We start from the raw sequence: 20658 nt of genomic DNA on the forward strand, positions 1-20658 counted from the left end.
ATTCTTTTAACCGGGCAATAAAGACTGGAAACAGATTACCACAGTTCACTTTCGCAAACTGCGACGGAAGCGGTGTTGAATCTGGCTATCCAGCCCGATGCAGTCGCCCTGTAATTCGGCACTGAGTTTCGCCATAAACTGAATCAGAAAATCGGCGTTGTGCTGCGCGAGCTCGCGCCCGACGTCGGTTTGCATTGTATCAGGCAAGCGCAGCAGCTTGGTCTGAAAATGATCGAGCGCAAACGCCCGGTCATCAAGCGGGCGCGCGTCGGCAAACGGATCGTCCGCGTCAAAAAGCGGTACGCCCAGCGCGCCTGACACGGCAAACACGCGCGCCAGGCCAATCGCCCCCAGCGCCTCCAGACGATCAGCATCCTGGACAATTTTGGCCTCAATCGTATACGGCGTCAGGCCGGCGCTGAAACTGTGCGCCTCGATGGCGTGCTCCACGGCGGCATAGCGATCGGACGGGAAGTCAGGGAAATCGCGGTGCAGAATGTCCCGCGTTCTGCGCGCAGCCAGACGCGACGACTGGCTGCGTTCAGGATGATTTTTCGGCAGGCTAACGATGTCGTGAAAATAGCAGGCGGTCAGGATCGTCAGCGGGTCGACGTGGTGATGAACCATGATTTTCTGTGCCGTCAGCCAGACGCGACGGAAGTGTGAAATATCGTGCGCGGTGTCATCGGTCGCGTGATGTTCATCAAGCCAGGATTCAAAGCGCTGCTGCCACTGTATGAGTTCCATCATCCTTTCCTGTTACGAAAATGGGCACTGAATTATAACATAGCTAAATAAAATAAATTAAAAAATAGAACCCCGAAATACTTAATAATAATTACCCGCAATACTTTCAAGCGATTAATTCATTTGAAAAATAAAGAGATTTTTGGAAATATTTTGTAATATTTTCACTGGTTTAATTACATTTATTTTTGAACCAAATTCACGAGCCATAGAATAGTATCAAACACGTAATTACGGAGGGTGATTACATATATTCATATAAATTATCTTTAAAGGGAATATATAATGAAAAGAAAAGTTCTGGCAATTCTTGTACCCGCTTTATTAATGGCTGGCGCGGCAAACGCGGCTGAAATGTATAACAAAGACGGCAATAAAGTTGACCTGTACGGCAAGGTTGACGCGCGTCATACCTTCTCCGACAACGCGGGCGACGACGGCGACGAAACCTACGTGCAGATTGGTTTCAAAGGCGAAACACAGATTACCCGCGATCTGGTCGGTTACGGTCAGTGGGAATATAAAACCTACGCAAATGATACCGAAGACGCCGGGGATACCTCTTTCAACCGTCTGGCCTATGCGGGCCTGAAATATGGCGAATACGGTTCATTTGATTATGGCCGTAATTACGGCGTCGTGTATGACGTTGAAGCCTGGACCGATATGCTGCCGGTATTTGGTGGCGATTCCTACACCTGGACTGACAACTATATGGTTGGCCGTACCAACGGTGTTGCGACCTACCGTAATAATGATTTCTTCGGTCTGGTTGATGGCCTGAACTTCGCGCTGCAGTATCAGGGTGCTAACGAAGGCGCAAACGCTAACGAAGATCAGGAAGGCACCAAAAACGGTCACGACGACGTACGCTTCCAGAACGGCGACGGCTTCGGTATGTCTACCACCTATGACTTCGACTTCGGCCTGACGCTGGGTGCGGCGTATTCTTCCTCTGACCGTACCAACGATCAGGTTGCTTATGGCGCGGGCAACTATAACCGCTTCAGCAAATACGCAGGCGGTGACCGTGCAGACGCATGGACCGTTGGCGCAAAATATGATGCTCAAGGCGTCTACCTGGCGATGATGTACGCGGAAACCCGCAACATGACGCCGTACGGCAGCGACGGCATCGCCAACAAAACGCAGAACTTTGAAGCCGTAGCGCAATACCAGTTTGACTTCGGTCTGCGTCCATCCCTGGCGTGGGTCTATTCCAAAGGCATCGATCTGGGCGGTAACGATTATCACCCACGCAATGGCTATGACTATGTAGACCAGGATCTGGTTAACTACATCGACCTGGGCATGACCTACAACTTCAACAAGAACTTCTCCACCTACGTTGATTATAAAATCAACCTGCTGGACGAAGATGACGCCTTCTACAATGACAACGGTATTGCAACCGATGACATTGTTGGCATCGGCATGATCTACCAGTTCTGATCCCTGAAAATACTAAAGCCCGCATTTGCGGGCTTTTTTGTTTCAAGGGACACTATTTTACGGCGCTTCCTGCAGCGCCACGCGGATAAACCCGTTATTCTGCACCAGCAGCTCATGGGCTTTCCACGCATCAAGGCCTGTCAGCACCATCAACACCGCCGTTTTACAGTGATGATTACAGCTCTCCAGCGCGGCCTTTGCCTGCGCCCGGGTGCATCCTCCCGCCTCCATCACGATGGCGATCTGCCGTTCGGCCCATTTGGTACTGCTTCCCTCAAGATCCACGCGAAGGTTGCTGTAAACGCGCCCGGTGCGAACGGCCAGCGCGGTGGTAATCATCGAGAGGATCATTTTTTGCGCGATCCCCGCCCTGGTATTGCGATACCCGGCAACCACATCAGCCCCAAGCTCTGGGGCAATTACCATGTTTGCCAGCTGTGCTGCTTCACTTTGTGCATCACCGGTGATGACCGCAACCGGCGCTCCCAACGACCACGCATGTCGCATTGCCCCCCAGACCCACGGCGTTTTTCCGCTGACGGTCACGGCAAGCATCATATCGTGCTCATCAAATTTAATGGCCTGCAGATCAGCCACCCCGCGCTCGTAGCTCCCATCCCCCTCTTCTGCCGTCACGGCAATTACCGGCGTTTTACCCGGCGCATACTCATCTGCAGCCTGTTGTGCGATGCAGCCTGACGGGCCCGCGCCGACAATCACCAGACGGCCGCCGTGGTTGAGCGCCGAGGCGGCGTTATCCACCGCGCGGGCGATTGTCGTTAAGCAGGGGGTTATAGCAGCAGAAATGCGTGCATCTTCCTCGTGGATAACCTTCAGCATGTCCAGCGTGGACAATCTATCTATATTCATCGTGCTGGCGTGCCGTCTTTCCTTGACTGAACCGGTAAGCGTAATGCTCATAAACAGCCTCCTTATTATGAGTACCCACACACTATAAAGTGTTTTATATAGATGACCTGCGAGTGGGGTCACGAAAAGAAGAGTAAATCGACGCTTTTACATGGCTTTAAGAAAAGCCCATCATCAGCGATAATCACTCCCTTTCTTAATCATCGCGGAGTGTTGATGAGCGATTTGCAGCCTTTCCCTCTGACGCGCAAGCGCCCCATGAAACTGTACACGCTGGTCACGTTGATGGTGTCCGCGATTATCGCCTCGGTGTTGCTGGTAGTTTTTGCGCTCTATTCCGTGCAGATCACCCGGGCGACCCGCGATGATGTAAAAGATACCGCTCTGGGCATCGCCCGCACGCTGGCCGACAGCCCGGAGATCCAGCGCGGCCTGATGCAGTCGCCGCAGGCCGACATCATTCAGCCCATCGCCAAAGCCGTCACCCAACGCAACGATCTGCTACTTACCGTGGTGACCGACATGCGGGGGATTCGCTACTCGCACCCGAACGAGGCGCTCATCGGCCTGCATTTTATCGGCAACGATCTGGAACCCGCGCTGGAAGGCAAAGAGAATGTCTCGGTTAACCGCGGCGCCCTCGCCGAGGCGCTTCGCGTTTTCACGCCGGTCTATGACAGCCAGCACGATCAGATCGGGGTCGTCGTGGTCGGGATCTCCCTCAAAAAGGTGGAAGACCAGATAGCCCGCGGGCGGCTCAACGCGCTCTGGACGATTTTGTTCAGCATCTTTATGAGTTCGATGGCGATTTGGGGTCTGGTACGGGTGCTGAAGCGCATTCTTTTCGGGCTCGAACCCTATGAAATCTCCGCCCTGTTCGAACAGCGCCAGGCGATGCTGCAGTCGCTTCGCGAAGGGGTGCTGGCCGTCGACATTCACGGCCGCGTGACGATGATTAACCACGCTGCCAGAGAGATATTACTTCTTCCCTCCGGCAAGCAGACCGAAAACACCAGCGAGCCGCTGCTGGCAAGCCTGCGTGAGGTATCGAAAACCGGGGTTGCGCGTCAGGATCAGGAGATCAGCTGCAACGGACGACTGCTGCTCTGCAACATGGTGCCGGTCAAAAGCCAGAATCGGGTGATCGGTGCTATCAGCACCTTCCGCGATAAAACGGAAATCAGCCAGCTGATGCAGCGTATCGATGGCATGGTCAACTACGTCGACGCCCTGCGCAGCCACACGCACGAGTTTATGAATAAACTGCATGTGATCCTGGGCCTGCTGCACATGAAGCGTTACGACAAGCTGGAGGAGTACATCATCCAGACGGCGCATAATTACCAGACGGACATTGGCACGATCCAGAGCAAGGTAAAGTCCCCGGTCGTTGCCGGGTTCCTGCTGGGTAAAATCAACCGGGCGAAAGAGGCCGGCGTCACCCTGACGCTGGCGGATGAAAGCCTGATACCGGATACCGCCAGTGAAGAGCAGGTTGCGGTGCTGATCACCGCGCTGGGTAACTTAATCGAAAACGCGCTCGACGCGATGGCAGGACAGCAGGAAGGCGAGATTGGCCTGCTGCTGCATTATCAGAATGGCTGGCTCAGCTGCGAAGTCAGCGACGACGGCCCCGGCATTGATCCCACTCAGCTGGAGGCTATTTTTACTAAGGGGTTCTCAACAAAAGGTGAAAACCGCGGCGTTGGGCTGTTCCTTGCTCGCCAGCAGATCCAGAACCTGGGCGGCGATATTACCGTCGAGTCTGAGCCTGGCGTATTTACCCAATTTTTTGTTCACATCCCCTGGGATAGCGAGAGGAATATCGCGTGATAAATGTATTAATTGTCGATGATGACGCCATGGTAGCCGACCTCAACCGTCTGTACGTCAACCGTGTTGAAGGCTTCAGCTGCTGCGGCGTCGCCTCCACGCTCAATCAGGCCAGGGCCTTTATCAATAACCCCAGCCAGCCTGTCGATCTGGTGCTGCTGGACGTCTACATGCAGCAGGATAATGGGCTGGATCTGCTGCCCGATATTCGCGCGTCAGGCCGCCCGATTGATGTGATTATGATCTCCTCGGCCGCCGATGCCGCCACGATCCAGACCTCCATCCACTACGGCGTGGTGGATTATCTGATAAAGCCGTTCCAGTTCCCGCGCTTTGAAGAGGCGCTGAACGGCTGGAAGGCAAAGCACAGCCTGATGGGCTCGCACCAGTATTACGAGCAGGCGGACGTCGACAGGCTGATCCACGGCGGCGCGCCGGAGCTGGCGGACACTAAAAAATTGCCGAAGGGGTTAACGCCGCAAACGCTGCGCACGATTTGCCAGTGGATTGATGACCACCCGGAGACGGAATTTTCCACCGACGATCTGGCTAACGCAGTTAATATCTCCCGCGTCTCCTGCCGTAAGTACCTGATTTGGCTTGCGCAGATCAACATTCTGTTCACCAGCATTCACTACGGCGCCACCGGGCGTCCGGTGTATCGCTACCGCTTACAGCCGGAACAGATCGGGCTGCTCAAACAGTACTGCCAATAACGCGGTAGCTCTCGTCCATAAGGGTAAAACGGAAGTGGTGCATCGAGGAGATCACCACTTCTTTTGTTTTGGTCACAAAGATAGCTTCAATATCGGGGCGCGCGCGCAGGGCGGCACAGCCCTTTTCTACCCCCATGCCGTACATCAGCGTGGTCCAGATGTCGCCGTCAATGGAGTCTTTTGAAATGATAGTGACGCTCTCCAGCTCGTTGTCGAGCGGATACCCGGTGCGCGGATCGAGAATATGGTGATAGCGCTTGCCGTTCTGCTCGAAGTAGCGCTCGTACGTTCCCGAGGTCACCACGGAGAGGTTCTCCACCGTCATCGCACCGATAAGCGCGTCACCGGCGAACGGTTTTTTTAGCCCCACGCTCCAGCCCCCTTCCGGCGAGCCTAACGTCTGGATGTTTCCGCCGAGGTTGATCAGCCCCAGCTCAGCGCCCTCTTTGCGCAGGTAGTCCCGCACCCGGTCGGCGATATAGCCTTTGGCGATGGCACCCAGATCAATCTCCATCCCCGCTCTGGTCAGAAACACGCTGGTCTGCGCCTCATCAAGGATGACCTCCTCGGGCCGGGTTATCGCCAGCAGGGACGCAATGTCATCGGCAGGCGGAACGCTGTCTCCCTGAAAGCCAATCTTCCAGCGCTTCACCAGCGGGCCGATCGCCAGGTTAAACGCGCTGTCTTTTAGCATGCTTGCCGCTTTGGCACAGCGGATCAGTTCAAACACCGGACGACTGACGGCAACCGGATGCTGGCCCGCCGCATGGTTGATGTCCATCACCTGGGAATGCGCCCGGTTAACGGTGAGGAGATCTTCGTACTGTTTGATCAGGCGGAAAACGCGGGACGCGAGGGCTTCGTCATGGGAGAAGAGCTTCAGGAGAATGGGCGAGCCCATCAGAACGGCGGAGTAGCTGTAAACGTGATGGCTATCAGGCATTGCATGTATCCTCAGATGTAGCCCCGGCAGGCACCGTGCCGCCGGGGAGACAGGAGCCTTACGTTCTTTTTGAGCGCATCGCCGCCTGATGTCCTGCAAGGGTACCAAAAATAATGATATCCGCCACCGCGTTACCGCCGATACGGTTGCCGCCGTGGATCCCCCCGACCACTTCACCCGCCGCAAACGCCCCCGGCAGTACGTTGTGGTTGCTGTCCAGCACGCAGGTTTCGGTGTTGATGGTCACGCCGCCCATGGTGTGGTGCACGCCTGGCGCAATCTGAATAGCGTAGAAAGGCCCTTCGTTGATAGGCGCACGCAGCGCGGTGGTACGACCAAAATCGTCATCGTGCTGTTTTTCAACGAAACCGTTGTAACGTTCCAGGGTCGCCAGGAAAGCGTGGTGATCCATACCGAGCGCTTCCGCCAGCGCTTTTGGCGAGCTTGCGCTGGTCACGAAGCCCTTGGCGATGTACTCATCCGCAGCTTTGTTTTTGGCGCGTACGTGCTCATCAAAGACGATGTACGCGTATTTCTCCGGCAGCGCGATGATTGACGCCGAGACTTTATCGCGGGTCGACATTTCGTTGTAGAAGCGCTCCCCTTTCTGGTTGACCAGAATCGCCCCGCCCCCGCGGATGGATTCGGAAATCAGGTACGAGGTGTTCTGCTCAACGGTTGGGTGAATTTGGATTTCGCCCATATCCACGGTGCCCGCCCCGATGCGCTCCAGCAGCGCGATACCGCCGCCGGTTGCCCCTTTGTGGTTGGTGGTGACGAACCCTTCCAGATCCGGACGGTATTTGACGACCATCTGGCTGTTGGCGCTGAAGCCACCCGTCGCCACGATCACGCTTTTCGCTGCCACGGTGACGGTTTCGTTCTCTTCAGTGGTCAGACGTACGCCGGTCACTTCACCGTTTTCGAAGAGGATGTCGCTGACGGAGGTATCCAGCATCACCTCGATGTTGCGTTTGTTGACGTTACGCACCAGGCCGCTGATCAGGTAGCCCCCCACCGCAGAGCCGTCTTTTGGACGGTGAGTACGGTCGATGCTCATCCCACCGGTGGTGGTGATGTCGTTCAGCATGATGCCGCGCGTTGCCAGCCACACAATCGCCTGCGGCGCGTTCTCGACAAAGCGGCGCAGCAGTTCAGGGTTGTTCTTGTTGCCGCCGCCTTTCAGGCTTTCCTGGTAGAACAGCTCTTTGCTGTCCTGAATGCCCTTCACGCGCTGGAAGCGGGTTTCGGCGGCATTCATACCGGCAGAGGCTTTAATGGTGTTCCCGCCGATGGTCGGCATCTTCTCAACAATCAGCACGCTCGCGCCTTCGTCGTGAGCCTGAATCGCCGCCGCCAGACCGGCGCCACCGCTACCGACCACCACCACGTCCACGCTGCGGGTTTCGTTCGGGTCAACGCCCTCTTCCGCTGCCAGCGCTTTGCTGGATTTCAGCATCGCTTTAGAGACCGCTTTCTTCACCGCTTCACTCTGGCTGGTTGCACCGGTGATGGCATCCACGTGCGGGGTATTGGCGTCCAGAATGCGGGTACGGATCTCTTCAAAGCTGGTGACGAACTCCACGTCATCGCTCGGGCCAGAGGCCAGCTCGATGTCCGCAATGCGGTCGGTTTCCAGACTGACGTTAATCACCAGCTCGTTCGCGTCGTCGTGCACCTTCTCGGTGAACATGCCCGGTTTGAATTTCGATTCGCCCATGCTCATGTCGCGGATCATCGCTTCCACCAGCGAGAAGCGCCACAGGGGTTCAGGAATGCTCAGCTCCTCGCGTTTGGTGCTGTCCATAAACAGCTCAAGCTTTCACCCGCCGCGATGCGGTCGGTCCAGTCCGGGTAGGCAATGGTGGCGCGGCCAACGGCAATCAGGTCGTAACCGTGGTCCAGCGCTTCATTCACGTCTGACGCATTCACCACGCCGCCTACGCCCATCACCGGAACCTGCGCCAGCGTTTCAGAACGCATCGCGCAATATTTTTCGATCAGCGGCGTCGGGTCCTGGGTGTCGACAATGGACGGACGCAGGGTCGCGCCGACGGAGAAGTGCAGGTAGTCCACGCCGCGCGCCGCCAGTTTTTCCAGCAGGTACATGGTGTCTTCAAAGCGGATGCCCGGCACTTCCAGCTCTTCAGGGGAGAAGCGGTAGCCAATAATAAACGCGTCGTCCGCGTACTGGCGCACCATTTTGTGGGTGATGTCCAGCACCGCCAGCGGGAACTTCGCGCGGTTGTCGCGGCTGCCGCCCCACTCGTCGTCGCGCTGGTTAGAGTTTGGAGAGTAGAACTGCTGAATCAGGTAGGTGTTCGCCCCGTGGATTTCCACACCGTCAAAACCGGCCTGGATGGCGCGGCGCACGGCTTCACCAAACTTGCCGATCATGCCTTCCACTTCTTCGGCGGTCAGGGCAACCGGCGTTGCGGCACCATCACGCGGCGCGGCCACGGCGCTTGGGCCAACCGGGGTACGGCCACCGATCAGTTTCGGGTCGACCATGCGACCACCGTGGTAGATCTGCAGCAGGGCCTTAGATCCTTTGGATTTAATGGCCTCGGCGATTTTCGCCAGCCCGGCGATTTTCTCGTCGTTATCAATACCAATTGCGCCCGGGAAGGCGAGGCCGAGATCGTCGACGAAGCAGCACTCCACGATAATGGTGCCAATGCTGCCGGAACGGGCCCGATAGTACTCCACCAGCTCGCTGGTAACGGTGCCGTCATAATAGCCGGTACAGGTGGTCATAGGGGCCATTAACAAACGGTTTTTCAGTTCAGTGCCATTCGGTAATGTGAAGGGGCTAAGAATGCGTTCGTTAGTGCTCATAATAGAAACTCCAAACTTTTAAAAATTGAGAATTCGTTATCGGATTGATTTTTTATTTCGTCGTTTTTTGCCGATGTCATGATATTAATATAATGATTTTTTTAGTTTCTAAAGTTATTACGTTAGTTAAAAAACTATTTAATCCCTGAGATAACACTAATAATACATTGGTGTTAGCGATTGTCATTCTGGCATTCACAATATTTTAAAATACGTTAAATAAAAAATGGTAAAACCATTACACCAAAAACCAAAAACACCCTTTAAAATCAACTAAATAGGAATTATAAAAAATTCAAATTGTTACAGAAATGATAAAATAAACCCGCAACAAAGATAATAACCACATACGCCAGAGTGGTTATTAATAAAAGCATAAAAATAACGCTGCAATTCTGTTTTTTTGATCTCGATCAATAGTCATGGCATTTAAAAGCGCAATATAAAAACATCATCATTTTTTAATTTAACGCACACAAAAAAGCGTTAAATCGCTATTACTGAAAATACAAAAACGCACCTTTAATAACTAAAAAAAGCAAAGAAACTTAAGAAAGCAATTTTGACTTTTCAGTGCGACCGAATTTTTGACAACTTAAGACGTGAAACTATGAATACAAAAACTGCTGTAACGCCCCCTGTGGCGAACCAGGCATCAAATGGAAACGCAAAACGTCTGCTGATGATGGCACTGCCCGTCATCGTCGCCGTACTGCTGCTGTTTGTTCCGGTACCGGAAGGACTGCCTCCTTATGCATGGCACTACTTCGCCATCTTCGTCGGCGTGATCGTCGGTCTTATCTTCGAACCCCTGCCGGGCGCGGTGATCGGCCTGACCGGCGTCGTCGCCATTGCCCTGTGCAGCCAGTGGGTGCTGTTCAGCCCTGAACAGCTGGCTGACCCAAAATTTAAGCTGGCGGGCGCCTCCTTTAAGTGGGCAGTGAGCGGGTTTGGTAACTCCACCGTCTGGCTGATTTTCGGTGCCTTTATGTTTGCCGCGGGCTACGACAAAACCCGCTTCGGCCGCCGTCTGGCGCTGATTCTGGTGAAGTATCTTGGCCGTCGCAGCCTGACGCTCGGTTACGCGATTACGTTTGCGGACCTGCTGCTGGCACCGTTCACTCCGTCCAATACCGCGCGCAGCGGTGGGACCATCTACCCGATCATCGCTAACCTGCCGCCGCTGTACGGTTCAAAACCCAACGACCCAAGCGCGCGTAAGATTGGTTCTTACCTGATGTGGGTGGCGATCACCGCGGCCTGTATCACCAGCTCAATGTTCCTCTCCGCCCTCGCGCCGAACCTGCTGGCCCTGGCGCTGGTGAAAAGTACGGTTGGGATCGACATCTCCTGGGGGACCTGGTTCCTCGCCTTCCTGCCGCTGGGCATCCTGCTGATCCTGACCATGCCGCTGCTGGCCTACTGGTTCTACCCGCCAGAAGTGAAGGTGAACAACGAAGTGCCGCTGTGGGCGACCCGTGAACTGGAAAAACTGGGCAAACTGTCGCGCAATGAGATCCTTCTGCTGGTGTTCGTATGCTGCGCGCTGCTGATGTGGATCTTCGCCGCCGCGTGGATTGAACCCGCGATGGCGGCCCTGCTTATCGTCGGCCTGATGCTGTGGACCGGCGTGCTGGAGTGGAACGACATCACCGGCAACAAAGCGGCGTGGAACACCTTCGTCTGGTTCGCCACCCTGGTGGCGCTGGCGGATGGCCTCTCCTCTACCGGCTTTATCAGCTGGTTAGGTAAAGAAGGCGGCCTGCTGATGAGCGGTATCTCTCCGGGCGTGGCGACCATCGTCCTGCTGCTGGCGTTCTACCTGCTGCACTACCTGTTTGCCAGCACCACCGCGCATACCACGGCGCTGCTGCCAGCGATGCTGACCATCGCCTCCACCATTCCGGGCATGAATATGGAAGTGTTCGTTCTGCTGATGGTGACCTCGCTGGGTGTGATGGGGATTATCACCCCGTACGGCACTGGCCCAAGCCCGATTTACTACGGTAGCGGCTACCTGCCAACCAAAGACTACTGGCGCCTCGGCACCATCTTCGGTGCCATCTTCCTGGCGGCCCTGCTGCTGATTGGCTACCCGTGGATGTCCATGATGTTCTGATTCCTGACCGCCGGACTTCTCCTCCGGCGGTTTTATTTTTGTGGAGCAATACTATGTCGAATAAACCGTTTTTTTATCAGAACCCCTTCCCTCTTTCGCATGACGACACCGAATACTACCTGCTGACCAACGAGCACGTCTCCGTTGCCGAATTCGACGGCCAGGAAGTGCTGAAGGTGGACCCCGAGGCCCTGACCCTGCTGGCGCAGCAGGCCTTCCACGACGCCGCATTTATGCTGCGTCCTTCCCACCAGAAGCAGGTCGCCGCCATTCTTAACGACCCGGAAGCGAGTCAAAACGATAAGTACGTGGCCCTGCAGTTCCTGCGCAACTCTGAAATCGCCGCCAAGGGCGTGCTGCCAACCTGCCAGGATACCGGCACGGCAATCATTATGGGTAAGAAAGGCCAGCGCGTCTGGACCGGCGGCGGTGACGAAGCGGCCCTGAGCCAGGGCGTGTATAACACCTATATTGAAGATAACCTGCGCTACTCGCAGAATGCGGCGCTGGATATGTATAAAGAGGTGAATACCGGCACTAACCTGCCCGCACAGATTGACCTCTACAGCGTCGACGGTGACGAGTATAAATTCCTGTGCATGGCGAAGGGCGGCGGCTCTGCCAACAAAACCTATCTCTACCAGGAAACCAAAGCGCTGATTACCCCGGCGAAGCTGAAAAACTACCTGGTTGAGAAGATGCGTACCCTGGGGACCGCAGCCTGCCCGCCGTACCATATCGCGTTTGTTATCGGCGGCACCTCAGCGGAAGCCACGCTGAAAACCGTGAAGCTCGCCTCCACCCGCTACTACGACGCGCTGCCAACCGAAGGCAACGAGCACGGCCAGGCGTTCCGCGACGTTCAGCTCGAACAGGAACTGCTCCAGGAAGCACAGAACCTCGGCCTCGGCGCGCAGTTCGGCGGGAAATACTTCGCCCACGATATCCGCGTGATCCGCCTGCCACGCCACGGTGCCTCCTGCCCAATCGGCATGGGGGTCTCCTGCTCCGCTGACCGCAACATCAAGGCGAAGATCAACCGCGACGGGATCTGGATTGAGAAGCTTGAGCACAACCCGGGTCAGTATATTCCTGAATCCCTGCGTCAGCAGGGCGAAGGCGATGTGGTGAGCATCAACCTGAACAAGCCGATGAACGAGATCCTGGCGCAGCTTTCCGCGCACCCGGTCTCTACCCGCCTGTCGCTGAACGGCACCATTATCGTGGCGCGCGACATTGCCCACGCGAAGCTTAAAGAGCTGCTGGATAACGGCGAAGCGCTGCCGCAGTACGTCAAAGATCATCCGATTTACTACGCGGGCCCGGCCAAAACGCCGGAAGGCTACGCGTCTGGCTCCCTCGGCCCAACCACCGCAGGGCGCATGGATTCGTATGTGGACTTACTGCAGTCCCACGGTGCGAGCATGATCATGCTGGCCAAAGGCAACCGCAGCCAGCAGGTGACGGACGCCTGCCATAAGCACGGCGGTTTCTACCTGGGCAGCATTGGCGGCCCGGCGGCGGTGCTGGCGCAAAACAGCATCAAGAGCCTGGAGTGTGTGGCCTATCCTGAGCTGGGTATGGAAGCGATCTGGAAAATTGAGGTGGAGAACTTCCCGGCGTTTATTCTGGTGGATGATAAAGGCAACGACTTCTTCCAGCAGATCCAGAACAAGCAGTGCAAAGGCTGTTCACAGCGCTGAGTGCTTCCATACGTCCGGCAGGAGCGACAGCGTTTCAGCGATCGTGCTGCGCTTGTCGCTCCCCGGCTTCCAGATGGTGACCATCGTCTGACCAATCCCCTGGCTGCCCACTTCGGTGTGCAGCCTTTTTACGTTTTGCCACTGACCGGCATGAAAATGCGTCGGTAAGAATCCCCAGCCGCAGCCGCGCTCCAGCAGACCGCGCAGCATCTCCGGTTCGTTGGTAAAGAGAGTATGCCCGGAGATCTGCAGGCGGCGCGCCACCGGCTCGTCCGAGGCGGGGTGCATGACGACCTGGGGCACCAGGGAGAGATCGAGCAGCGACAGTGGGGAAGCACTGTCCGCAAACAGCCCGCGGGCGGCATAAAAATCCATATCAATGGCGCCGAGGGCGCGCCACTCCATATCATTGCCCACGCTGCGGTTGCGCGCCTGGCAGATGGCCAGATCCGCGTCGTTGTTCGCCAGCAGCCGTTCCGATTCATCCCTAGAGGTGCAGATAAGGCTCAGCCGGATGTTTCGCGCGGCCATTTCAGCAATCACCCCGTGCAGAAAGGCTCTGGGCGTAAAAGGATCGTAGGCCAGCGTCAGGTCCTGCGTGGCACCGTGCGGCACCTCTCTGGCAAACGCCTCAAAGGCTTTTACCTGCCGCATCAGCAGGTGCGCCTGGCGCTGAAGCTGTTCCCCTTCGGGCGTGAGCCGCAGGGTGCGGCCGTCGCGAATAAACAGTGCGTAGCCCAAGCCATCCTCAAGAAAATCAACCAGATCGCGAAGCGTCGTGCGGTCCTTCTTCAGCGCCACCGCGGCTTTACTCAGGCCCCCGTTCTCGGCCACGGCGGTAAATGCCTCGAGCTGTGCAAAAGAGTAAATCAGTCCCGCCACGCTACGCTCTCTCTGTTTTATAGGGGGATTTTCCCCCACTACGCGTTTTTTATTATAGCCCCGGAGTTTTTAAACTGAAGCCGTTCTTAACCTGAAAGAGACGGATATGAAAAACAGAAAAGTAAACCATGCCCTGCTGGCGGGCCTTATCTTCAGCGCCCTGCTCTCCCCTGCGGCAGTGGCCGCCTGCAAAGGCACCGACCTTAGCGCCTGCCCTGCCCCCTTTGACGCCGCGCTGCCGGACACCCATAAGATGCTCACCTGGAGTCAGGCCGACCGCGTGGTGGGCTTTCGCAATGACTACCGCAACTACGCCGGGGATGTTTTCCGCCACGGTAGCGCCGTGGCGCTGGAAATGTCGGATAAGCCGCTCACTGACGCATGGTATCAGGTCAACGGCAGGCGCTACGGCCTTCAGGAGTACCTTAAACGCCAGAACGTAAGCGGCATGCTGGTGCTGAAGGACGGCAAAATCGCCTGGAAGTACCTTGGAGAGGGCAATACCGACTCCACGCTCTGGACCTCGCGCTCGGTTGGGAAATCGGTGGTATCGGCGCTGGTGGGCGTGGCCCTCAAAGAGGGAAAAATTCACTCGCTCGACGACCTGGTCACGCGGTATGAACCCGACCTGAAAGGCACCGCGTGGGACGGCGTGACGCTTAAGCAGCTTATCACCCATACCTCCGGCGTGGCGTGGAACGAGGATTACACCAACCCTAAATCCGACTTCGCGCAGCTCACCGAGTGCGAGGCGAAGCCGGGTACCTATGACTGCGTGCGCAAGCTGGTGAAGGGGTTACGCAGGGCGCACCCGGCCGGAGAGAGCTGGTCTTACTCTTCGGGCGGCGCCTGGCTGCTGGGTGACGTGCTGGAGCGGGCCACCGGCATGACGCTGGCGGCCTATCTGGAGAAAAGCATCTGGCAGCCTTACGGCATGGCGAGCGACGGCGTGTGGCATGCCTACAGCAAAGGCCAGCATGACGTTGGCGCGCACGGCTTTAACGCCACACTGGAGGACTGGGGGCGCTTCGGGCAATTTATCCTGAGCAACGGTACGCTGCCGAACGGTAAGACCATCCTGCCGGAAAACTGGATCCGGCAGTCGTCAGACTGGACGAAGGCCAAAGGCTCGGTCTCAGACGCCCATCCCGAGGGGCTGTACGGCTATCAGTGGTGGAACAACGAAGTGCCCGCCAACGCCACGGGCGTAGAGCCGACGGCCCAGGATTCGCTGAAAGGTTCACTCTGGGCGCTGGGCATTTTCGGGCAGATGATTATGGTGAACCCGAAGGAAAATCTGGTCATCGTCCAGTGGTCTACCTGGCCGCAGGCGGAACCGTCCTTCAGCGCCCAGCCGCTGGAAGCCTCTCTGATGTTTAGCGCGATTGCCAGGGCGCTGCGCTAAATGGCCTCCGCCGGGTAACGACGCGGTTACCCGGCTCATTCTAAAACGCGCCTCTGCGCTACATCACAAAATCGCAATATCAGAGACTTACAGAATGTTGGTGAATAAAAAGCCAATATTTTGTTAAGTTATTGTTGCCATTAATTGTATTTATTCGCCGGATTATATTCATGCAAGAAATGCATCAGTCGATGCGGCATTTGCGCTTATCTAATTCCTCATCCTGATCCAGTTTTCAGAAACAGACGCGTAAAACGTCAACAATAAACTGGAGATAACCATGTTTTCCTCAACCTCACCTGCAACCGTACGCTCTAAGGCGGGCGCGATACTTCGCGTGACGTCCGGCAACTTTCTTGAGCAATTCGATTTCTTTCTTTTCGGCTTCTACGCCACCTACATCGCCCACACGTTCTTCCCGGCGAGCAGTGAATTTGCGTCGCTGATGATGACCTTTGCCGTCTTCGGCGCGGGCTTCTTGATGCGTCCAGTCGGGGCCATTGTGCTGGGGGCTTATATTGACAAGGTGGGTCGCCGCAAAGGGCTGATCGTGACGCTTTCCATCATGGCGGCAGGCACCTTCCTGATCGTGCTGATCCCGTCCTATCAAAGCATCGGGCTTTGGGCACCGTTGCTGGTACTGACGGGCCGTCTGCTGCAGGGCTTTTCCGCCGGTGCGGAGCTTGGAGGCGTCTCGGTCTATCTCGCTGAAATCGCCACGCCGGGCCGCAAAGGGTTCTATACCAGCTGGCAGTCCGGCAGTCAGCAGGTTGCCATTATGGTCGCCGCGGCGATGGGCTTTGCCCTGAACGCGCTGATGGAAGAGAGCGCCATTCGTGAATGGGGCTGGCGCATCCCGTTCCTGTTCGGCTGTTTAATCGTGCCGTTTATCTTTTTCCTGCGCCGCAAGCTGGAGGAGACGGAAGAGTTCAGCGCGCGCCGCCATCATCTGGAGATGCGTCAGGTCTTTAAAACGCTGCTTGGCAACTGGCAGGTGGTGGTCGCGGGCATGCTGATGGTGGCGATGACCACCACCGCGTTCTACCTGATCACCGTCTACGCGCCAACCTTCGGCAAAAAAGTGCTGATGCTGAGCGCCTCGGACAGCCTGCTGGTCACGCTGCTGGTGGCGATCTCTAACTTCATCTGGCTGCCGGTGGGCGGCGCGCTGTCGGACCGCTTCGGGCGTAAACCGGTGCTGATTGCCATGACCCTGCTGGCGCTGGCCACCAGCTACCCGGCCCTGACGCTGCTGGCTGACGCGCCAAGCTTCTCCATGATGCTGAGCGTCCTGCTGTGGCTCTCCTTCCTGTACGGGCTGTATAACGGGGCGATGATCCCGGCGCTGACGGAAATTATGCCCGCTGAAGTCCGCGTGGCAGGGTTCTCTCTGGCTTACAGCCTCGCAACGGCGATCTTCGGCGGCTTTACCCCGGTGATGTCCACCGCGCTGATTGAATACACTGGTGACAAAGCCTCGCCGGGCTACTGGATGAGCTTCGCCGCGGTGTGTGCCCTGCTGGCAACCCTCTACCTCTACCGTCGTCGCGCGGTATCGGTGCAAAACACCGTTAAGTCGCAGGGGGCCGCATGACTCGCACTTCTCGTTATGCCGCCACCGCGCTGATGCTGACGTTCCTGAGCGCCAATGCCTGCGCTCAGGAGGTGAAAGTGATGATTTCAGGCGGTTTCAAAGCCGCCCTTGAAAAGCTGGCACCGGAATATGAACGCCAGACCGGCGATACCATCGTGATTATTCCCGGTCCATCAATGGGCGCTACGCCGCAGGCGATCCCAAACCGGCTCGCGCGCGGCGAGAAAGCCGACGTGGTGATTATGGTGGGCGATGCGCTGGCGAAGCTCGAAAAAACCAGCCAGACCCAGCCGGGTTCGCGAACGGAACTTGCGGACTCTCCCGTCGGAATGGTGGTGAAAAAAGGGGCGGATGTCCCTGATATCAGTAGCGAGGCGACGCTACGTAACGCGCTGCTTCAGGCCAGCTCCATCGCCTACTCAGACAGCGCCAGCGGCAGGTATGTCAGTCAGACGTTGTTCAAAAAGCTGGGGATTGAAAAGGAGGCGGCGGCTAAAGCAACGATGGTCGAACGCATTCCGGTTGCTTCGGAAGTGGCAAAAGGGAAATACGCCGTGGGCTTCCAGCAGGTGAGCGAGCTGCTGCCGGTTCAGGGCGTCACTTTTATCGGTAAAATCCCGGATAATCTGCAGTACATCACGCGCTTCGCGGGTGCGGTCACCCGTCACGCTGAACATCCTGACGAGGGGAAAGCGCTGCTGACCTATCTCGCCTCACCGCCCTCACGCGCCGTCATCGAGAAGACGGGGATGATCCCCGTTACGTCCGGCGATACCGCTCGGTGATCTCTTTTTCCAGTTCAGCCGCGATATAAGACTGGATGCGCCCCCGGCGCCGGATAAGCCCAACGGTGCGTTTCACTTCCGGCGCCACCAGCGGCAGATGCGTCAGCGGCGTGTGCTCTGAGGTCGGCATTGACATGGCGGGAACGGCGGCAATGCCGATCCCCGCCTCTACCATACCGAGCATCGTGGTGACGTGGCGCGTTTCGCAGACGCTGGGGCGCTCGGGAATGATATCCCCCAGCATCCGATCCAGCAGGTTGCGGTTCCCCGACGTTTTATCGAGGGAGATATAGTCCTGCTGGTAAAACGCCTGCCAGGTCAGGTGGCTCTTCTTCGCCAGCGGGTGGTCCTTTCTGCACGCCACAACGTAGACATCCTCCACCAGCGGGAAAAATTCAATTTCAGACGGCAAGTTTCCCGCAAAGCAGATGCCAAAATCCGCCTGGCTTCGGGCCACGGCGTCAATCACATTCCCCGCGCTGCTGTCGATGAGCTTAATGCGAACGCGCGGAAAGCGGGACTGAAAGCGACGGATCACATCAGGCATAAAGTAACAGGCGGCGGAAGGTACCGCGGCGACCGTAATCAGCCCCGTCCGCTCTTCACTGGCCTTATCGACATCCGCCAGCATTGATTCTACGTTGTCGAGCAGCTGTGCTGAGCGTTCAGCAAAGTTTTGCCCGTATAACGTCAGGGCGACGCGGCGGGTGGTTCGGTCAAACAGCCTGGTTCCCAGCGCGGCTTCCAGCTTTTCGATCCTGCGGCTTAGCGCCGACTGGGATATGCAGATTGATTCAGCGGCGACACGGAAGTTACCGTATTCCACTAACGCCCTGAAGGCATAGAGATCGTTAAGGTCGAAATTCACGGGCATAGCGTCTGGATGTCCTGTCAGGGAAAGCAACAAAGTCAAAAATAATAGCGTCTTATTGACCTTCCGCAACCGGCGCGGTGTTGAAATAGGTCAGAGGTTGTTGAGATTGAGGCGAATGCGCCCGGCCTGGTCAGCAATCGCCTGCCGTTCCTCTTCCTTCATATCCGCAAGCTGTTTATAGACAATGCCCAGGCGGGGATTGTTACCGAGGCGCGCCCGGTTGCGCGCAAAGAAATCCCAGTAGAGGGCATTGAACGGGCACGCCAGCTCTCCGGTGCGCTGGTTGTGCTGGTACCGACATCCCTGACAGTAATTACTCATCTTATGAATGTAGGATGCGCTTGAGACATAGGGCTTACTGGCCAGTAACCCGCCATCGCCAAACTGGCTCATGCCGAGAGTATTGGGCAGCTCCACCCATTCAAACGCATCAATATAGACCCCCAGATACCACTCATGAACCGCCTGCGGCGACAGGCCGCTGAGCAGACTAAAGTTCCCGATCACCATCAGGCGCTGGATATGGTGGGCGTAAGCCTCGGTAAGCGATTGCCCAACGGCATGCGCCAGGCAGCGCATCTGCGTTTTGCCCGTCCAGAACCAGTCCGGCAGCGGGGCGTGCTGCTCCAGGGCATTCAGCTCGCGATAGCCCGGCATTTGCGACCAGTAGATCCCGCGCACGTACTCCCGCCAGCCGAGAATTTGTCGGATAAACCCTTCAACGGCAGGCAGCGGCGCGTGGCCAGAACGCCATGCCTGCTGGGCGGCGGCCACCACTTCCCGGGGATTAAGCATTTTGGTATTCAGCGCAAAAGAAATTAACGAATGAAAAAGAAAAGGTTCCTCCGCGTGCATCGCATCCTGCCAGTTTCCAAACTGCGGGAGCACGTGAGAAATAAACGCATCCAGACTGGCTTTGGCTTCCGAACGGTTGAGCGGCCAGCGAAAATTGTCGGCCTGCGGTTCGCCGAAGATTTTTACGCCGCAGCGTTGGATCTCTGCCCACAAGGCTGAACGATCCTGGCGGGGGCGCGAGTCACCCGGTGCGGGCGGCTCGCCCGACCAGCGCCTGCGGTTTTCAGCATCATAATTCCATTTCCCCCCTTCCGGCTCGCCTTCAGAGGTCAAGAGAATCCCGTGCCGACGGCGCATTTCCCGATAAAAGTATTCCATTCGCCAGCTTTTACGCGACGCAAAAAACGTGCTTACCGCGTCCCGGGGGGTGAAAAAATGCTCGCTGCTGACGCAGGCTGTTTCGACGGACGCTGTTTTCGCCCACGCCTGCAGCTGCTTATCAAGACGCCATTCGTCGGGCTCCTGCCACAATACCCTGTCGGCGCTGTAATGCGTAACAAGCGCGTTGAGATTGTCTTCCAGCGCGCCGCGGTTTGAACCGTCAGAGAGCCGGACATACCTTACCCGATGCCCCTTCTCTTTCAACGCTGAGGCAAACGCCCGCATGGCGGCGAAGATAGCGATAACTTTCTGGGCATGATGCAGCACGTATGCGGTTTCCGCCCGCAGCTCCAGCATCACGTAAATGACGTTCGGACTGCAGGTATCAAACCAGCTGTGATGCGGATTAAGCTGATCGCCCAGGATCAGGCGCAGCTCGGTCAACGGTGGCTCCTGCGGCAACGCTCGGAACAGTATTTGACCTCATCCCAGCATTTCGCCCATTTTTTGCGCCACGTCATGGGCCGCTGGCAGTGCACACACAGCCGACTGGGCAGGTCCTGCTTGTTGCCTTTGAAATCGCTCATCTTTTCAATACCGTACTGATTTATTCACCCCACCTGCGGATAAAGGCTACGACAGACGTCACAAAATGAAGGTGATGCCTGCAAAGCGCTACCCACCGCTACGTACGAAATGATAGTTTATTCGGGCTGTAAGT

General features: G+C 56.7%; 15 protein-coding genes and 1 pseudogene. 8 read left to right on the top strand and 8 right to left on the bottom strand.

The annotated features are described in order from the left end of the window. Nucleotides 1-45: 45 nt before the first annotated feature. Complete coding sequence (locus tag ACMGGH_RS20040; RefSeq protein ID WP_045260359.1) at nt 46-747, bottom strand: phosphohydrolase; 702 nt, start codon at nt 745-747, stop codon at nt 46-48. Between the two features lie 285 nt (nt 748-1032). Between ACMGGH_RS20040 and ompC the strand changes: the two genes are divergently transcribed. Beyond that, nucleotides 1033-2199 (top strand): porin OmpC, encoded by a 1167-nt coding sequence (gene ompC / locus ACMGGH_RS20045; RefSeq protein ID WP_047367847.1) that lies wholly within the window; start codon nt 1033-1035, stop codon nt 2197-2199. 57 nt (nt 2200-2256) lie between these two features. On the opposite strand, the gene ACMGGH_RS20050 is transcribed toward ompC, so the two are convergent. Then, nucleotides 2257-3120: an N-acetylmuramic acid 6-phosphate etherase gene (locus tag ACMGGH_RS20050; protein WP_232948478.1), complete on the bottom strand. Its 864-nt coding sequence runs from the start codon at nt 3118-3120 to the stop codon at nt 2257-2259. A 165-nt stretch (nt 3121-3285) separates the two neighbouring features. On the opposite strand from ACMGGH_RS20050, the gene ACMGGH_RS20055 reads away from it, so the two are divergent. After that, complete coding sequence (locus tag ACMGGH_RS20055) at nt 3286-4902, top strand: sensor histidine kinase (RefSeq protein ID WP_069733051.1); 1617 nt, start codon at nt 3286-3288, stop codon at nt 4900-4902. After that, on the top strand, nt 4899-5618 hold the full coding sequence (dcuR, locus tag ACMGGH_RS20060) for a two-component system response regulator DcuR (protein ID WP_063437815.1): 720 nt from the start codon (nt 4899-4901) through the stop codon (nt 5616-5618). The genes ACMGGH_RS20055 and dcuR overlap by 4 nt, the downstream gene beginning before the upstream one ends. Here dcuR and ACMGGH_RS20065 read toward each other — a convergent pair. After that, entirely contained in the window at nt 5599-6561 is a 963-nt protein-coding gene (locus ACMGGH_RS20065) for an FAD:protein FMN transferase (protein ID WP_232948477.1), read from the bottom strand. The genes dcuR and ACMGGH_RS20065 overlap by 20 nt on opposite strands. Nucleotides 6562-6619: 58 nt before the next feature. Continuing rightward, nucleotides 6620-9399, bottom strand: a pseudogene (locus ACMGGH_RS20070) (flavocytochrome c). Between the two features lie 610 nt (nt 9400-10009). Here ACMGGH_RS20070 and ACMGGH_RS20075 point away from each other — a divergent pair. Continuing rightward, a complete protein-coding gene (locus ACMGGH_RS20075) occupies nt 10010-11518 on the top strand; it encodes an anion permease (protein WP_023325580.1) in 1509 nt (502 codons plus the stop codon). A 53-nt stretch (nt 11519-11571) separates the two neighbouring features. Beyond that, nucleotides 11572-13221, top strand: a complete 1650-nt coding sequence (fumA, locus tag ACMGGH_RS20080) for a class I fumarate hydratase FumA (RefSeq protein WP_045260364.1) — start codon at nt 11572-11574, stop codon at nt 13219-13221. Here fumA and ACMGGH_RS20085 read toward each other — a convergent pair. Beyond that, entirely contained in the window at nt 13210-14103 is an 894-nt protein-coding gene (locus ACMGGH_RS20085; RefSeq protein ID WP_028013723.1) for a LysR family transcriptional regulator, read from the bottom strand. The two genes, fumA and ACMGGH_RS20085, sit on opposite strands and share 12 nt — an antisense overlap. Before the next feature lie 106 nt (nt 14104-14209). Here ACMGGH_RS20085 and ACMGGH_RS20090 point away from each other — a divergent pair, with 106 nt between their 5' ends. From ACMGGH_RS20090 to ACMGGH_RS20100, 3 genes are all read left to right on the top strand, one after another. Continuing rightward, the gene (locus tag ACMGGH_RS20090) at nt 14210-15508 is read left to right on the top strand and encodes a serine hydrolase domain-containing protein (protein WP_192987313.1); all 1299 of its coding nucleotides are present in this window, start codon (nt 14210-14212) and stop codon (nt 15506-15508) included. Nucleotides 15509-15788: 280 nt separating this feature from the next. Then, nucleotides 15789-17102, top strand: coding sequence for an MFS transporter (locus tag ACMGGH_RS20095; protein WP_047367859.1), 1314 nt, complete (start codon nt 15789-15791; stop codon nt 17100-17102). Continuing rightward, nucleotides 17099-17887, top strand: coding sequence for a substrate-binding domain-containing protein (locus ACMGGH_RS20100; protein WP_028013726.1), 789 nt, complete (start codon nt 17099-17101; stop codon nt 17885-17887). Before ACMGGH_RS20095 ends, ACMGGH_RS20100 begins: the two co-directional genes overlap by 4 nt. Here ACMGGH_RS20100 and ACMGGH_RS20105 read toward each other — a convergent pair. From ACMGGH_RS20105 to ACMGGH_RS20115, 3 genes are all read right to left on the bottom strand, one after another. Next, on the bottom strand, nt 17862-18761 hold the full coding sequence (locus ACMGGH_RS20105; protein ID WP_192979423.1) for a LysR family transcriptional regulator: 900 nt from the start codon (nt 18759-18761) through the stop codon (nt 17862-17864). The two genes, ACMGGH_RS20100 and ACMGGH_RS20105, sit on opposite strands and share 26 nt — an antisense overlap. 90 nt (nt 18762-18851) lie before the next feature. Further along, on the bottom strand, nt 18852-20381 hold the full coding sequence (locus ACMGGH_RS20110) for a cryptochrome/photolyase family protein (protein WP_232948475.1): 1530 nt from the start codon (nt 20379-20381) through the stop codon (nt 18852-18854). Then, entirely contained in the window at nt 20378-20524 is a 147-nt protein-coding gene (locus ACMGGH_RS20115) for a DUF2256 domain-containing protein (protein ID WP_072001212.1), read from the bottom strand. Before ACMGGH_RS20115 ends, ACMGGH_RS20110 begins: the two co-directional genes overlap by 4 nt. Nucleotides 20525-20658 lie beyond the last annotated feature (134 nt).

This window comes from Enterobacter sp. BNK-16 (assembly GCF_048684955.1).
GTDB lineage: Bacteria > Pseudomonadota > Gammaproteobacteria > Enterobacterales > Enterobacteriaceae > Enterobacter > Enterobacter bugandensis.

What these genes read in the sequence shown, in the direction of transcription:
- ACMGGH_RS20040 (WP_045260359.1), bottom strand. Translation starts at nt 747, where the DNA reads ATGGAACTCATACAGTGGCAGCAGCGCTTTGAATCCTGGCTTGATGAA.
- ompC (WP_047367847.1), top strand. Translation starts at nt 1,033, where the DNA reads ATGAAAAGAAAAGTTCTGGCAATTCTTGTACCCGCTTTATTAATGGCT.
- ACMGGH_RS20050 (WP_232948478.1), bottom strand. Translation starts at nt 3,120, where the DNA reads ATGAGCATTACGCTTACCGGTTCAGTCAAGGAAAGACGGCACGCCAGC.
- ACMGGH_RS20055 (WP_069733051.1), top strand. Translation starts at nt 3,286, where the DNA reads ATGAGCGATTTGCAGCCTTTCCCTCTGACGCGCAAGCGCCCCATGAAA.
- ACMGGH_RS20065 (WP_232948477.1), bottom strand. Translation starts at nt 6,561, where the DNA reads ATGCCTGATAGCCATCACGTTTACAGCTACTCCGCCGTTCTGATGGGC.
- ACMGGH_RS20075 (WP_023325580.1), top strand. Translation starts at nt 10,010, where the DNA reads ATGAATACAAAAACTGCTGTAACGCCCCCTGTGGCGAACCAGGCATCA.
- fumA (WP_045260364.1), top strand. Translation starts at nt 11,572, where the DNA reads ATGTCGAATAAACCGTTTTTTTATCAGAACCCCTTCCCTCTTTCGCAT.
- ACMGGH_RS20090 (WP_192987313.1), top strand. Translation starts at nt 14,210, where the DNA reads ATGAAAAACAGAAAAGTAAACCATGCCCTGCTGGCGGGCCTTATCTTC.
- ACMGGH_RS20095 (WP_047367859.1), top strand. Translation starts at nt 15,789, where the DNA reads ATGTTTTCCTCAACCTCACCTGCAACCGTACGCTCTAAGGCGGGCGCG.
- ACMGGH_RS20100 (WP_028013726.1), top strand. Translation starts at nt 17,099, where the DNA reads ATGACTCGCACTTCTCGTTATGCCGCCACCGCGCTGATGCTGACGTTC.
- ACMGGH_RS20105 (WP_192979423.1), bottom strand. Translation starts at nt 18,761, where the DNA reads ATGCCCGTGAATTTCGACCTTAACGATCTCTATGCCTTCAGGGCGTTA.
- ACMGGH_RS20115 (WP_072001212.1), bottom strand. Translation starts at nt 20,524, where the DNA reads ATGAGCGATTTCAAAGGCAACAAGCAGGACCTGCCCAGTCGGCTGTGT.